The 13,714-nt window shown below is 51.8% G+C and carries 13 protein-coding genes; 3 read left to right on the top strand and 10 right to left on the bottom strand.

Annotation, left to right across the window (positions count from 1 at the left end; translation table 11 throughout):
* Window positions 1-10 precede the first annotated feature (10 nt).
* Both B9L21_RS00920 and B9L21_RS00915 read left to right on the top strand, forming a co-directional pair.
* Complete coding sequence (locus tag B9L21_RS00920) at window positions 11-1,099, top strand: GerAB/ArcD/ProY family transporter (protein ID WP_063164816.1); 1,089 nt, start codon at window positions 11-13, stop codon at window positions 1,097-1,099.
* A complete protein-coding gene (locus tag B9L21_RS00915; protein WP_063164815.1) occupies window positions 1,096-2,163 on the top strand; it encodes a Ger(x)C family spore germination protein in 1,068 nt (355 codons plus the stop codon). The genes B9L21_RS00920 and B9L21_RS00915 overlap by 4 nt, the downstream gene beginning before the upstream one ends.
* Window positions 2,164-2,208: 45 nt before the next feature.
* Here B9L21_RS00915 and B9L21_RS18020 read toward each other — a convergent pair whose 3' ends face one another.
* The 6 genes from B9L21_RS18020 to B9L21_RS00890 all read right to left on the bottom strand — a co-directional run bounded on the left by B9L21_RS18020 (window position 2,209) and on the right by B9L21_RS00890 (window position 7,669).
* Entirely contained in the window at window positions 2,209-2,343 is a 135-nt protein-coding gene (locus B9L21_RS18020) for a hypothetical protein (RefSeq protein ID WP_020961144.1), read from the bottom strand.
* Window positions 2,344-2,444: 101 nt separating this feature from the next.
* Window positions 2,445-2,621, bottom strand: a complete 177-nt coding sequence (locus tag B9L21_RS17500; RefSeq protein ID WP_168157865.1) for a hypothetical protein — start codon at window positions 2,619-2,621, stop codon at window positions 2,445-2,447.
* 116 nt (window positions 2,622-2,737) lie between these two features.
* Entirely contained in the window at window positions 2,738-4,117 is a 1,380-nt protein-coding gene (gene bioA / locus B9L21_RS00905; protein ID WP_063164814.1) for an adenosylmethionine--8-amino-7-oxononanoate transaminase, read from the bottom strand.
* On the bottom strand, window positions 4,107-4,823 hold the full coding sequence (bioD, locus tag B9L21_RS00900) for a dethiobiotin synthase (RefSeq protein ID WP_063164813.1): 717 nt from the start codon (window positions 4,821-4,823) through the stop codon (window positions 4,107-4,109). The genes bioA and bioD overlap by 11 nt, the downstream gene beginning before the upstream one ends.
* Window positions 4,824-4,829: 6 nt before the next feature.
* Window positions 4,830-5,393, bottom strand: coding sequence for a biotin transporter BioY (locus tag B9L21_RS00895; RefSeq protein ID WP_063164812.1), 564 nt, complete (start codon window positions 5,391-5,393; stop codon window positions 4,830-4,832).
* A gap of 479 nt (window positions 5,394-5,872) precedes the next feature.
* Window positions 5,873-7,669 carry a pyruvate kinase gene (locus B9L21_RS00890; RefSeq protein WP_063167273.1) on the bottom strand — a complete coding sequence of 599 codons (1,797 nt, stop codon included), beginning with the start codon at window positions 7,667-7,669 and terminating at the stop codon, window positions 5,873-5,875.
* Between the two features lie 410 nt (window positions 7,670-8,079).
* On the opposite strand from B9L21_RS00890, the gene B9L21_RS00885 reads away from it, so the two are divergent.
* Window positions 8,080-8,643: an FAD-dependent oxidoreductase gene (locus B9L21_RS00885; protein WP_063164811.1), complete on the top strand. Its 564-nt coding sequence runs from the start codon at window positions 8,080-8,082 to the stop codon at window positions 8,641-8,643.
* Between the two features lie 180 nt (window positions 8,644-8,823).
* On the opposite strand, the gene B9L21_RS00880 is transcribed toward B9L21_RS00885, so the two are convergent.
* The 4 genes from B9L21_RS00880 to B9L21_RS00865 form a co-directional block, all read right to left on the bottom strand.
* On the bottom strand, window positions 8,824-9,291 hold the full coding sequence (locus B9L21_RS00880; protein ID WP_063164810.1) for a flavin reductase family protein: 468 nt from the start codon (window positions 9,289-9,291) through the stop codon (window positions 8,824-8,826).
* A 660-nt stretch (window positions 9,292-9,951) separates the two neighbouring features.
* Window positions 9,952-11,904: a TRAP transporter permease gene (locus B9L21_RS00875; protein WP_063164809.1), complete on the bottom strand. Its 1,953-nt coding sequence runs from the start codon at window positions 11,902-11,904 to the stop codon at window positions 9,952-9,954.
* Window positions 11,897-12,397, bottom strand: a complete 501-nt coding sequence (locus B9L21_RS00870; protein ID WP_063167272.1) for a DUF1850 domain-containing protein — start codon at window positions 12,395-12,397, stop codon at window positions 11,897-11,899. Before B9L21_RS00870 ends, B9L21_RS00875 begins: the two co-directional genes overlap by 8 nt.
* A gap of 77 nt (window positions 12,398-12,474) precedes the next feature.
* Window positions 12,475-13,476: a TAXI family TRAP transporter solute-binding subunit gene (locus B9L21_RS00865; RefSeq protein ID WP_063164808.1), complete on the bottom strand. Its 1,002-nt coding sequence runs from the start codon at window positions 13,474-13,476 to the stop codon at window positions 12,475-12,477.
* Between the last annotated feature and the right edge of the window lie 238 nt (window positions 13,477-13,714).

Raw genomic sequence — 13,714 nt, 5'->3', positions numbered from 1 at the left:
GAGGACGACGATGGCTTCTGTTGCCGAACGTCTACAAGTTTCACCTTTCATGACCTTTTTTGTGATCGTGTCCATGCAAATCGGTGTCGGAGTGCTCGGATTTCAGCGGGTCATCGCGAAAACAGCCGGACATGATGCCTGGATTTCCGTCCTGCTTGCCGGCGCTTCGTCCCATCTGATTCTCATCGTGCTATACTGGTTGCTGCAACAGGCAGATGGCGATTTCCTCCTCCTTCATCAGCGCCTTTTCGGCCGCTGGGTCGGAGGAGCCCTTTCGTCATTGCTTGCCCTTTACTTTGCCGCTATGGCCTTTGTCGTTCTGCGCACATATATCGAAGTGATTCAAGTATGGATGTTTCCTGACTTGAAAACATGGGAATTTTCACTCGCATTTTTGTTTCTTTGTCTATACATTACCGTTGGCGGATTCCGGGTTGTTGTCGGCATTTGCTTTTTTTGCTTGATCATTCCGAGCTATTTGTTGTTTACCTTTTGGTTTGTCCTTGATTACACTGACTTTTACCAGCTGCTTCCGATATTGGATCATCCCCCTTCAACCATTGTGAAGGCGGCGAAACAAATGACATTGACGATGCTTGGATACGAAACGATTTTGCTCTTTTACCCTTTTATCAAGCGCGGAAACCAGTCCGCCAAATGGGCGCATGCCGCCTTATTGACGACGACATTGTTTTATGCGTTGCTTACCGTATTGACATTGGCATATTTTAGCGAAAAACAACTGCAGCGGCAAATTTGGCCGACGTTAACGATGTGGAAAATGGTGGAATTGCCGTTCATTGAACGCTTCGAATATATCGGCATCGCCAACTGGCTGCTGATTATTTTGCCGAACGTCTGCTTAGGATTATGGTGTTCTTCACGGATATGCAGGCAGCTTTTTCCGGTCCGCCAAAAAACTGCGTTGCTCGTCATTGCCGCCATTTGTTTTTTCAGCACGCTGCTCATTCATGACCGCAAAGAAGTAGACTTCGTTAACACCATTTTAAACAGAGTCGGCTTTTATTTCCTTTATATATGGATTCCTTGTCTTGCAGGCATTACATATATTGTGAAGAAAGTGAGAGGAAACGTATGAGCATACGAACCGCTCTGTTGATCGGGTTCACCGTCGCGATCCTTTGCGGCTGTCTTCGCAAAGAAATTTTGGATGATATCAACATTGAAAGCGCGGTCGGGTTTGACGAAGCAGGAAAAGAGAAAATTCGGGGAACCGTTCTCATCCCGGTTTACAAAAAAGGAGAAACAGCAAACAAAACGTTGACAGCCGTTTCCCCCACGGCAAAAGACGTGCTCGAAGAACTGCAATATAAAACATCTGAGCCGCTCGTCAACGGAAGCATTGAGACCGCCTTGTACGGAAAACGCCTGGCCAAACGAGGGATTTTTCCCTTTGTCGATCAATTCCACCGCGATGCGAGCATCGGGACGAGACTGTATTTGGCGGTGGTCGATGGGACAGCTGAACGTTTGCTCGAAGGACGTTACGGCCGGCAAGGAAGCGGCATTTATCTCTCGAACTTACTAAAACAAAATATCGAGCAGCGCGATTTGCCCAAAACAAATTTGCATTTATTTTTAAAAACGTACTATGCGGACGGAAAAGATCCTTTTTTGCCATATATACGCCGGGTGGGTGAAGATGTACAAGTGATCGGTGTTGCTCTCTTTCGCAACGATCGGATGGTCGATACGATTGGGCGGAGTGATATGTTCTACTTTAAAATCGCAGCCGATGCCTACAGTGAAGGTACCCATACGATCCGATTGAATCGCCAACACTACGTATCCATTAAAAATATCTCAACAAAGCGGACCATTTCCTTTTCAGGACCAAAAACCCGCCCGCATATTCATGTTCATCTTGCGCTTGAAGGAGTCGTACGCGAATACAAACGTGGGGCATTCACATTCGATGTCCGCAAGTCTGTCGAAAAAACATTCGAACAACAAATTCGTTCGAAAACCGCGGCTCTTCTCCGCCGTTTTCAAGAAAAACACATCGATCCGATCGGCTTCGGCGATCTGGCCGCGAGCCGTTACCGACAGTTTCGCCACCGCGATTTTTATAAGAACTACAGCCACCTTCCGATCCGCGTCACCGCCGAGGTGACGATCCGCGACACCGGAATCATCGAATAAGCATCCCTGTTTCACCGACGGGATGCTTATTCTTCATGGCTAGGTTCAATACCACCAGCCCGGGTACGGCGGATATGGCGGGTACGGATAAAACGGGCGCGGAGCGAGGGCGCCGCCGAGCAATCCGCCTAAAAACCCGCCGATGAACGGGGCACCAAACAACAAACCTGGAAATGGCATCGTTTCTTTCTCCTTTCCTTCATGGATAAGATGCGGTACTTTATTCATATGCACAAAACAAAAAAAGAGGGTGGGCTGTCCGCCCAACCCTTGCTCCTTTCTCACCACCAAATCGGGCCATACCAGTACGGATAGAAAAACGGCGGGAACAATGCGCTGCCGAGCAGCCCGCCTAAAAAGCCGCCAAAAAACGGAGCGCCAAAAAACGGAAAACCGAACGGCCGCCAAAAGCCCCACGGCCGCCAGATGCGCGCATCCGTCATATCGATATGGTTCACCTTGCTTCCCTCCTTCCGCCTGCCCTTAGTCTCACTGTATGTATGATACACACCCGTTGCCTAGGCTCGCACCCAATCAGGCCAAAAGAAACAGGCGGCAATCTAGCCGCCCCAACTTACAAACGCTCCATACGCACCTGTTCGTACAAACAGGCGATCGAGTCAAACAATATGCGCACCGCCTCGTCCATTTCTGCTTCACTCATGGAGAGAACCGGAATGAACGTCAATACCGGTCCGAGCGGACGGATGATCAGTCCTCTTTGGCGCGCCTCGAGAACGATGCGGTGCTCGACCATCGCGGCGCGTGGAAACACTTCTTTTGTTCTTCGGTCTTTCACGATTTCAATGCCGCACATCAGCCCTTTTTGCCGGATGTCGCCGACGATCGGAATCTCATATAGCGCATCCAACCGTTCGGCCAGCCGGCGCGCTTTCTGTTGAACGCTGCTGATGAGGCCGCGCTGTTCTATGAGCTCGATATTTTTTAACGCCACGGAACACGTCAGCTGGTTTCCCGTATATGTATGGCCGTGATAAAACGTCTTGTCTTCATCCGCCTCGCCGAGAAACGCCGCATACACCTCTTCAGTGACGAGCGTTGCCGCGAGCGGCAAATAACCGCCGGTAATCCCTTTGCCGAGACAGACAAGATCAGGAGCGACCTTTTCTTGTTCGCAAGCGAACATCGTTCCGGTGCGGCCAAAGCCAACGGCGACCTCGTCGCAAATAAGGAGCACCCCGTATTGGCGGCAAAGCGCCTCCACTCCTTTCAAAAACCCGCGCGGGTGAACAATGATTCCCGCCGCCCCCTGAACGAGCGGTTCGACAATGACGGCGGCAATGTGTTCGTGCTGGCTGGCGAGCACACGTTCCAACTCATTCAAACAATAGCGGACAACATCTTGTTCGCTCCCGTATTTCTCCATGCGGTACACATACGGCGACGGCACTTCGATTCGCTCAAACAGAAGCGGCGCGAAAATGCGGTGGAACGTTGCCATGCCGCCAACGCTCACCGCCCCGACCGTATCGCCATGGTACGCTTCCTTCAGGGAGACAAATTTGTTTTTCTTCGCATACTTGACCGGATCGATATTTTTCCAATATTGATAGGCGATTTTTAGCGCGATTTCCACCGCTGCCGCTCCCGTGTCGGAATAAAACACTTTCGCCATCCCCGGCCAATAGCTGATCAATGTTTTGGCCAGCAAAATCGACGGCACGTTGGCCGAGCCAAGCAATGTCGAATGGGCGATGTTCTCCAATTGTTCGCGAAGCGCCGCATTCAGCTCCGGGTCGTTATGGCCATGGACGTTGACCCAAAGCGATGCATACCCGTCCAGATAGCGGCGACCGTTCACATCATATAAATAGCTGCCTTTTCCGCGCTCAATGATCAGCGGCCGCTCGTTGACGTACTGTTTCATTTGCGTGAACGGGTGCCAAACATACTGCTTGTCCCATTGTTCGAGCTGCTCATAGCTATACTTCAACAGCAAGCACCTCCCATAGCGCTGCCGCTTCCTTTCGTTCAATCCACTGCCCGGCAAACGCCTCTAATTCCTCCCTCGTAACAGCCGAAAACGGTGGCACCGTAGCGAAGGCAGGAAGCTTGAGCATCGCCGTGATCGTCTCAATGTTGTTTCGATGAATCACTTCACGCTCGTCAAACTGGTTAAATACTAAACCGAGCACACGGACGCCTTGCGTCTCGGCATATGTTGCGGTCGTTACCGCGTGGTGAATCGCGCCAAGACCCGAAAGCGACACGAGAATCACCGGCAGCTCATAGTCGCGGACAAAATCGCACGTCATGTACCATCGTCCGCCGCGCTCGCACCATGGAACGGCCAGTCCCCCCGCTCCTTCAACAAGCACGACATCATAGCGCTGCCGCAGCGATGCCAACCGTTCAGCTATCCGCTCAGGTTCGATGGAGGTGCCGGTCAGCGCCGCTGCCAAGTGCGGGGACATCGCCGGCTCCATGCGGTACATTCCTTCAAAATGCGAAAGCTGAACCACTTGTTGATACCAATGCTGCTCGGCAAACGAAATTCCATCGTCAGCCATCCCGGTTTGGACCGGCTTGAACACGCAAGTTGAACAACCAAGACGCTCTAACGCCAACACGATCAATGATGTCACGACCGACTTGCCGATTTCAGTCCCTGTTCCCGTTATGAACAATGCCGTTCCCATCGTTGATCATCCCCCTAACCGCTCTGTTGTCATGACCGGCCGAACGCGAGGCCAAACGCGCGCAGCGACAAGCGAACAGGCCGCACAAAGAATAAGATCCCCAGGAATCGGAAGCAACACTCCAAACCAAATCGTTTGCCCGACGGTCAACGGTTTTTCCACGATCCATTTCATCGCGCCGTACAACCAAAGGCCCCCGCATAAATACACGACAACCAAGGCAGCAAGATTGGCGGCAAACAGTTGCACCCCTTTCGTCCAACGAAAACGCTCGATCAGCCACCCGCTTGTGTACGCCCCAGCGATGAATCCAAGCAAATAGCCGAAAGTGGGCTTCCAGATGTAACCGAGCCCTCCCCCTTCAGCAAACACCGGCACCCCCGCCAATCCGACCAACACGTACAACAGCTGGCTGAGCGCACCGATTTTCGGCCCAAGCAAGCACGCGGCCAAGTACACCGCCGCGATTTGCAACGTAAACGGCACATACGGCACCGGAATTTTGATCATTCCGCCCACGGCCGTCAACGCCGCAAACAGCGCCGCCCAAATCCAGGAACGAATGTGCATCTTTCCCCTCCTCTCCCATTATTGCTTCTATTTTATCGAAACGGCTTCTATTTTGTAAACCTTATTTATAAAAAAGGTTTACATATAAGGCGCAAAAAAGCGGGGAACTCCCCTCCCCGTCGATCAACGGCAAGTTCCGCGAAGCCACCATTTCCAAGTCGCGCCATCGCCCCCAACGGATACCGTTTCACACCCATGCCTAGCGGGCTGGTGATTTACTCGCGCAACCGCTTCTCGGAATCGTTTCCCAAGTGGAAAAAACTTGTTACATCAGCCTCTATGTTCACGCGTTCAATCATCGATCAAGGCAAACAGCGGTTTTTCACCAACCTTCTAGAAGGCCGGTGAAAAAGCACACGCCAAGGCAGGGGTTTAGGGGGCTTATGTCGAAAAAAGAAGGAAGGAGAATCTTTGGAATGGAGTGTGTGCGGATCATGAAAGCCCCCAAACATCTAGGTCGTTCGAATACCAGAGTCCGTTTACTCCAAAGACGAGAGCCGATCCGTCCACTGCCCGACGTGGCTGTCTTCGTTTGCAAGCAAAAACGCCAACAAGCGAACCGCCTCAGCGATATGCGCTCCTTTGTTTAGCATGATGCATTGCGCCTGCTTGCCGAGAAACACATCCGAAAGTTCCGCACGCGATGGCAGTCCTTTTTTCGCTAGCTGTTCAAGCACTTGCGTCGCCCAAATGACCGGAATATGGGCCGCCCGGCATAGCATTAAAATCTCGCGCTGGGCGGCGGCCATATGTTCAAATCCGACTTCAAGCGCTAAATCGCCGCGAGCAATCATCACCCCGAACGCCGGGAGCTTTAGCCCCTCAAGCACAATGCGGGCTAAGTTGTGGAGCGCCTCCCTCGTTTCGATTTTCGCAACCACCGGAAGGGAAGAAGCCCCTTGCTCTGAAAGCAAACGATAAAGCTTTCGCAAGTCATACGGCGTATGGACAAACGACAATCCCACCATATCCGCATGCTCCGCGATGAACGGAATCACTTCGAGATCACGGTCGGTGAGCGGCGGAACGGTCAAATGGATGAACGAATCGGGAAGATGGATGCCCGTCCCTTGCTTGATCGTTTTCCGCTTTCCTCCATCGGCGATGACTTTTGCCTCCACGCACCGTTCATGCACTTTAACGACCCTGGCCAAAATTTGGCCGTCGTTTAAATACAGCCGATCCCCCGCCCGCACGTTGCGCCATGCTTTTGCCAATGTGGTCGTCATTTTTACGCCGCGTTCGTCCTTTGCAGCCGCAAACTGGGCGTCATCGAAATAAATATAGAGCGGTGTCCCGGTTTTGACAAACGCTTTCATCGGAATAAACAAGGCGGAAGAAAGGGTAAACAGCGCCGACCCACGCCACAATTTCATTCCTTTTTGCACATAGGCCGTCCGTGACAGAAGAACTTTAAAACAAGACGGCCCCATTTGTTCGATCACCTTCAATTTTCGTTTTCTCCCCCGCACATCGGCAAAAAACAGATCGTCTCCTTGCTCCACGACCGCCTCCTCCTCGGCCGTCAACTGCAGTATGAACGAAACATCATGAGGAAGCGGGGAAAGCGGTTGCGAAGGACCGAAAGAAATGATCCCGGCCAACGGTTGAACCGGTTCCCCATATTCATTTTTCGGCACGGTCAGCTTCACCGGCCCTGTATGAACGGCAAGCCGGTCAACCCGAATTTTCGGGCCCGGCAAATCCATATAGATGCGGCATCGCTTCCCTAGCAGTTGTTGTTGCAGGCGCTCTTCCGCCCGGCGGATGACAGCCGCCAGCGTCTCCCACGTTTCCGGTGAACCGTAGGCGCAATTAATGCGGGCAATGTCCATGCCGTACAAAAGAAGCCGCTCTACGATATCCGGCTCATCGGCCCACGCTTCGTCCATCGTCACCATGATGCGTGTCCGCTGGGAACGACCGGATGGGCCAAACATCGCTTCCGTTCGTTCGTCAAGCAGCCGTTTCGCTTCGTTTCTTGTCACCGCTCGGATCTCCTCCCCACGATCAAACGGCGTGCGCAAATAAGTCAAAAACTGTTCCACTGTCGCGATGAGATGAGGCTCTTGCCCGCCAAGCAGCAATCCCTCTTCTTCCAGCGCTTCCATTAAATCAGGAGGCATATGCTCTTTCATATATAAATAAGCGAGCAACTGATCCCGGCTTTCTTCATGAGACGGAAGCGGAAAATGTTTCCGTTTTTGCCCGATCCATTCCGCCATCTCGCGGTAAAAAGCGGCCAATCGGACCCCTAAATCCCGTTTGTCGTGCATCAGCGGCACCAACCCTCATCAAAAATGCGGTTTTATTTCTATATATTCGCCGCCGACAAAAATAAGGACAGAAAAAAACCGGCGCCATTCGCCGGTTTCCCACTTGAACCTAACTGTATCTTTGTTCACCATCTTATTTTTGAACGACCAATTTCATTCCACATCGGCAAAGCAACGAATGTTTCAGGCGCCGTACCGGATGTCGGCATTGTTCACAAATAATGGCTTTGCTCATTGATTCGTCTCTCCTTTGTGATCCCCTCTGCTTCCTAATTATACACGCACGATTATTTAAAGTAAATACAATTTGATAATAAATATCATTTTATAAATCAAATCATTTGGACCTTGTTTCCACCTATGCTACACTATTCATAGTGCCAATATTCAAACAAAGGGAGGCTGTTACGATGTACGACATTGCCATTATCGGCGCCGGGCCGGCAGGGGCGAGCGCTGCGATTTTCGCCGCCAAGGCAGGAAAAAAAACAGTCGTATTGGACAACGACAAAAGCATGACCAAACGCGCTTGGGTGGAAAATCATTACGGCGTCCCGGAAATCAGCGGTCCGGATTTAATCGAAACAGGCAAAAAACAAGCAGCCAAGTTTGGGGCTGAACTGGTGACCGCACAAGTAACGGACATTCAAAAAACGGACGGCGGATTCCGGCTTGACACCGACAACGGTTCGTATGAGGCAAAACACGTCATTTTCGCTACCGGCGTTGCCACCGATCTGGCGGAAACAATCGGATTGCGCACGAAACCGGCGACCGAACCGCGCATCAAAACCGTCATCGCCGTCGATGCAAACGGCAAAACGAACATCGACGGCATTTGGGCGGCTGGCACCGTGGCGGGCGTCAGCGTTCATACGATCATCACTGCCGGCGACGGAGCGAAAGTCGCCATTAACGTCATTAGCGAACTGAACGGCGAACGGTACGTCGACCACGATGTGTTGAAAAAATGACAAAGGGCCGGCCGAAAAGGCCGCCTTTCCTCAAGAGAGGCAAAATACGGCCTTATGGGAGCGTTCTGCCCATATAGACAGCCATGAAAAAGGGTGTCCCGTTGTTTTTGGGACACCCTTTGCTTTCATGTGAACCGAACGACCGATGTCTCGGCGGGCTGCCGTACGCCTGCTCCATCCTTATTGGCCAATGCTTCGGTATTTCCCCTCGAAAAATAAGAGCGGGTCACCCGGTTCCTCTTTCATCAAAATATCGGTCACTTCGCCAAAATAGAGCGTATGGTCGCCGGCGACGTACGAGCTGTGCACGTTGCATAAAATATTCGCCATCGCATCCGGCAAAATCGGGTGGCCATCGACCCATTCAAACGCCACATCCCGCTCTTCCTTCAGCTGGCCGGCAAACAACCGCGACAAATCCTCCTGATCGCGCGTCAACATGTTGACGGCAAACTTCCCGGTTTGCTTGACGATGTCATGCATCCGTGCTTTATGACCAATCGAGACAACGACAAGCTTCGGATCAAGCGAAACGGACATAAACGCGTTCGCCGTCATCCCTTTTGCTTCCCCTTGAAACGCGGTCGTCACAACCGTCACGCCGGTTGCGAATTTCCCCATCGCGTTGCGAAATGTGCGATCATCCATGCGTTCTCCCATCCTTCCCTTTTCATCATCTAGCTGTTGTTTGCTGCTCCCAGAAGGCCGGTGAAAAACTGCGATGTCCTTCCATCAATGATTTTTTATTGCTCAAAAAAACATTCATGAGCAAGCCTTGCTCCCCACCCTGGCATGAAAATGACGCATTAAGGCGGCGCATTTTCACAGAAAAACAGACGTTCTCAATGAAGGAAACCTTTTTACATTGGCCTTTTTCAATCACCGGCCCACTAGGCGGGCAGTTCTCAGCCGCTTAGGCGCCTGTTTCAGGCAAGCTGCCCGGTTTTCTATAGTGAAAGCCAACCAAATCTATCCCCATCATAGCAAAAACAAAACAAGGAAACAACGACGACGCGCCATCAGCCATTGCCGCGTCGGAGATGTCCGTACTCAAACACGGCCGGTTCCTTTTCATCACCTGAACCGGGTTCCCATTTGATGCCCAAAAAAGCAGCTCCGACTTTGCTGTTGACGCTATTCTTTTCTTCAGTGGCAGCGCAAGAAACTGGCGGGCCTGCATCCATAGATGAAAACGCAATAGCTTGTCCGCAAAGCGCTAGATGATGTCACCGCCCCGTCGCAACCGCAAGCAAAAGGCAGGCCTCGTCTAGATGAGCGCCTGCCTTTCGGTTTGCTCAAATCGGACTTTTATGATGCCGTTTTCTGCGTCCGTTCCCGTCTTCCGGCTGCATATTGAATGGCAAACATGGCCGCAAATAAGACCAATCCGACGATATCGCTGATTGTTTCCGGATAAATCAGCAGCAACCCTGTCGCAACCGCAATGATGCGTTCAACAATGTTGAGCTTCCGGTACCAAAAGCCGATCATCCCCGCACTAATGGCCAACATGCCGATAAACGCGGAAAAGACGACCCATATCAAATATGGAAGCGTCGTATCAATCATTAACAGCGCCGGTGAAAAGACAAACATGTACGGGATGATAAACGCGGAAATCGCTAGCTTCGACGCAATCACCCCGGTCCGTAGCGGCTTCCCTCCGGAAATGCCGGCCGCCGCAAACGCCGCAAGCGCCACCGGCGGCGTAATATCGGCAATAATGCCAAAGTAAAAGACGAACAAATGAGCCGCCAGTTCCGGCACACCGGAAGCGATGATCGCCGGTGCAGCGATCGTTGACGTAATGACATAGTTCGCGGTCGTCGGTGACCCCATGCCGAGAATGAGCGATGTCAACATCGTGAAAAAGAGCGTTAAAATCAAAATCCCGTTCGATAAGTCCACTAGCCCGTTTGCCATTTTTAAGCCAAGGCCGGTTTTCGTCACGACCCCGACGATAATCCCGGCGGCCGCTGTCGCCGCCGCCACAGACAGCGCGCTTCTTGCTCCGTCAACCAAAGCGCCGATAATGTCACGCCATCCTAACCGCGTTTCCTTTTTCAACGCGCTGACCGCAATGATCGCAACGATCGACCAAAGCGCGGCCCGCATCACGCTCATTCCGCTCATCAGCAGCAAAATAACGATAAGGATCGGAATGAGCAAGTAAATTTTTCCGAGCACTTCTTTCCGGTTCGGCATTTCTTCCTCTGTCAACCCGCGCAGCCCGATTCGCTTCGCTTCAAAGTGCGTCATCATCCAAATGCCGGCAAAATATAGAATCGCTGGAATCGCTGCTGCTTTGGCGATCTCCCAATACGAAATGCCGCCGATAAACTCGACCATCAAAAACGCTGCCGCTCCCATGACCGGAGGCATGAGCTGGCCGCCGGTGGACGATGTCGCCTCCACAGCGCCGGCAAACTCTTTTCCGTATCCGAGCCGTTTCATCATCGGAATCGTAAACGATCCGGAAGTAACGACGTTCGCTACTGAGCTGCCGCTGATCGTTCCTTGGAGCGCGCTGGAGAACACGGCCACCTTCGCCGGACCGCCGATTCGCTTCCCGGCGACAACGAGCGCCAAGTCATTAAAATACTCCCCGACACCCGTTTTCACTAAAAATGCGCCAAACAACAAGAAGACGAAAATGTATGTCGCCGATACGTACAGCGGCGTACCGAAAATACCTTCCGTCGTAAAAAACATCGTTTTGACGAGCCCTTCCAAATCAACGCCCCGATGGGCCAAAAATCCCGGCATATACGGCCCGAAATACGCATACAGCAAAAATAGCGAGGCGATGATCGTAATCGGCAGCCCGACCGCCCGCCTCGTCGCCTCAAGCACAAGCAGCACGGCGACCAAACCAACCGTAAAGTCAAGCGGCGTCATAATGCCGATGCGTTGGACGATGTCATCGAGCATCAGCGGCAAATATGCGCCCACCCCGATCGACAATAACGACAAAATGATATCCACAATCCCGACGCTGGAACGGTGAAGATGTTTTTTCCGCGCCGGAAACAATAAAAAGATAAGCGACAAGGCAAACCCTAAATGGATCGACAATAAAATTTGTTTTGGAAGCGTTTGAAAAATCGAAGCATATAACTGAAAGAGTGAAAAGGAAAGCAGCCCGAAAAAGGCAATCCAGCCAAGCGGCCCTTTCAATTTGCGCGTCGCTGCTTCCGGATCGTATTTTTCCAGCAATTGTTGCTGCTCCTCAGCGGATAGCTGTTCAAACTTCTCAGTCAAACAAGTTCACTCCCTTCCAGCATTGAACCAATGATAGTCGTGTCACCTTGATGCGGACAATGGAGCCGGGAGGGATGACTGTGTTTAACGTCACCGTCTTCCCTTCATAAACGACGCGATGGTTGGCGACAACCCGCCCAATGCTCAACAAGATGGATGGAAATTTGCGCTCCATGCCGGTAATATAGTATTTTCCATTCCGAAGCGTAAATGTCTCCCCTGGCGCCGCGTTCGCCGGCATCCCGACCGCCGTATCTTCATAAGTGAGAGCGATTTGTTCAATCGTCCCGTCAGCCAACACCTTATACGTTTCCTCGACATCTGAACGGTGGATCGAATGCGTATAGCGAATCGCGAACGTATCCCCTTGAGAAATCGGGATATACGCAGCGACCCGACCATCCTTTTCAAACGCGACCACCTGGCGGAAAGGGAGAAAGAAGACGGCAGCCGCCGCCAGAAGTACACTGACCGCTATGACCCGTTTTCGCATCAGCCGCCCTCCTTCGCGGCCGCGGAAATAAGGAAGGGCTGGCGCCATGACCCCGGCCAGTCCTTCCTGCCACACCGTTATTCCGCTTTAACTCCTTTTTCATCAAAGTATTTCTTCGCTCCTGGGTGAAGCTCGATCGACATGCCATCCAGCGCATGTTCCAGCTTGATTTGCTGGGCTTTGGCATGTTTGACCTTATCCAAGTTTTCAAAAATCGCTTTCGTCACGTTGTAGACCGTGTCTTCCGGCAGGTCCGCCCGAGCGACGAGCATCGCGCGCACGGCGACCGTCGGAACCGCTTCCGCTAGCTTATACGTCCCTTGAGGCACTTCATCTTTCGCATAGTACGGGTATTTTTCAATCAGCGCATTGATTTTGTCCTCAGCGATCGGCACAATCACAACGTCTTCCGTCGCTGACAAGCCTTCCACCGCTCCCGTCGGCGTTCCGGCTGTAATAAAAGCGGCGTCAATCGTGCCATCTTGGATGCCGGAGACGGAATCATCAAACGACAAATTGCGCACTTCAATATCATCAAACGTCATGCCGTGAACTTCCAAAATTTGTTCCGCATTTGCCCGCGTTCCCGAGCCCGCTTCCCCGACAGAAACGACTTTCCCTTTTAGATCCTCAACGGACTGAATGCCCGATTTTTTCGTGGTGACAATTTGAATCGTTTCCGGGTAAAGGGTCGCAATCCCTTTCACGCTTTCAATTTTCTCTTTAAACATTAACTTTCCTTCTGTGGCATATGTCGCGATGTCAGTTTGCGCAAACGCAATTTCCGCATCGCCCGCATCCAAAATCGCCATGTTTTCCGCCGATGCCCCCGAAGTGATGGCATTAGCGTCGATACCCGTTTCATCTTTGATAATATCGGCAAACGCCCCGCCAAGCGGATAATACGTTCCGCCCGTCCCGCCGGTGGCAATGCTGAGGAATTTCACGTCGCCGCCTTGCTTCCCATTGGCCCCTTCTTGCTCTGTCCCTCCATTGTTGTTACCGTTTCCACAAGCGCCGAGCAACAGCGACAGAGAAAGAACAGCCATAGCACGCGTAAACCACTTTCGCTTCTTCATCGTCATCATCTCCTTTGCTATTTTCAGTTTCCCTTTATGATTATATTGCACCAAACATATTTTCACAACCATCATATTATTTCCGTAGTTCTGTTTTCCGATTGACCTGTAGAGGGCCAGGAGAAAACAGCCATTTCTCCTGATTCTTGGGTGTCAAGAGGAGCAACATTTGTAAGCTTCCCGATCTGAGAAGCGGGATGATTGAGCCTCATTTTTCTTTAAACCAGCAGTCCCGTAG

The sequence above is a fragment of the Geobacillus uzenensis genome, from assembly GCF_002217665.1.
GTDB lineage: Bacteria > Bacillota > Bacilli > Bacillales > Anoxybacillaceae > Geobacillus > Geobacillus subterraneus.
The sequence above is the reverse complement of the archived record's forward strand: the minus strand, read 5'-3'. Positions and strand labels throughout refer to the sequence as shown.

Coding starts and splice junctions, on each gene's coding strand:
- B9L21_RS00890 (WP_063167273.1), bottom strand. CDS start 7,669: ATGCACGACAAACGGGATTTAGGGGTCCGATTGGCCGCTTTTTACCGC.
- B9L21_RS00895 (WP_063164812.1), bottom strand. CDS start 5,393: ATGCACATTCGTTCCTGGATTTGGGCGGCGCTGTTTGCGGCGTTGACG.
- B9L21_RS18020 (WP_020961144.1), bottom strand. CDS start 2,343: ATGCCATTTCCAGGTTTGTTGTTTGGTGCCCCGTTCATCGGCGGGTTT.
- B9L21_RS00885 (WP_063164811.1), top strand. CDS start 8,080: ATGTACGACATTGCCATTATCGGCGCCGGGCCGGCAGGGGCGAGCGCT.
- B9L21_RS00920 (WP_063164816.1), top strand. CDS start 11: ATGGCTTCTGTTGCCGAACGTCTACAAGTTTCACCTTTCATGACCTTT.
- B9L21_RS00870 (WP_063167272.1), bottom strand. CDS start 12,397: ATGCGAAAACGGGTCATAGCGGTCAGTGTACTTCTGGCGGCGGCTGCC.
- B9L21_RS00865 (WP_063164808.1), bottom strand. CDS start 13,476: ATGAAGAAGCGAAAGTGGTTTACGCGTGCTATGGCTGTTCTTTCTCTG.
- bioD (WP_063164813.1), bottom strand. CDS start 4,823: ATGGGAACGGCATTGTTCATAACGGGAACAGGGACTGAAATCGGCAAG.
- B9L21_RS00880 (WP_063164810.1), bottom strand. CDS start 9,291: ATGGATGATCGCACATTTCGCAACGCGATGGGGAAATTCGCAACCGGC.
- B9L21_RS00915 (WP_063164815.1), top strand. CDS start 1,096: ATGAGCATACGAACCGCTCTGTTGATCGGGTTCACCGTCGCGATCCTT.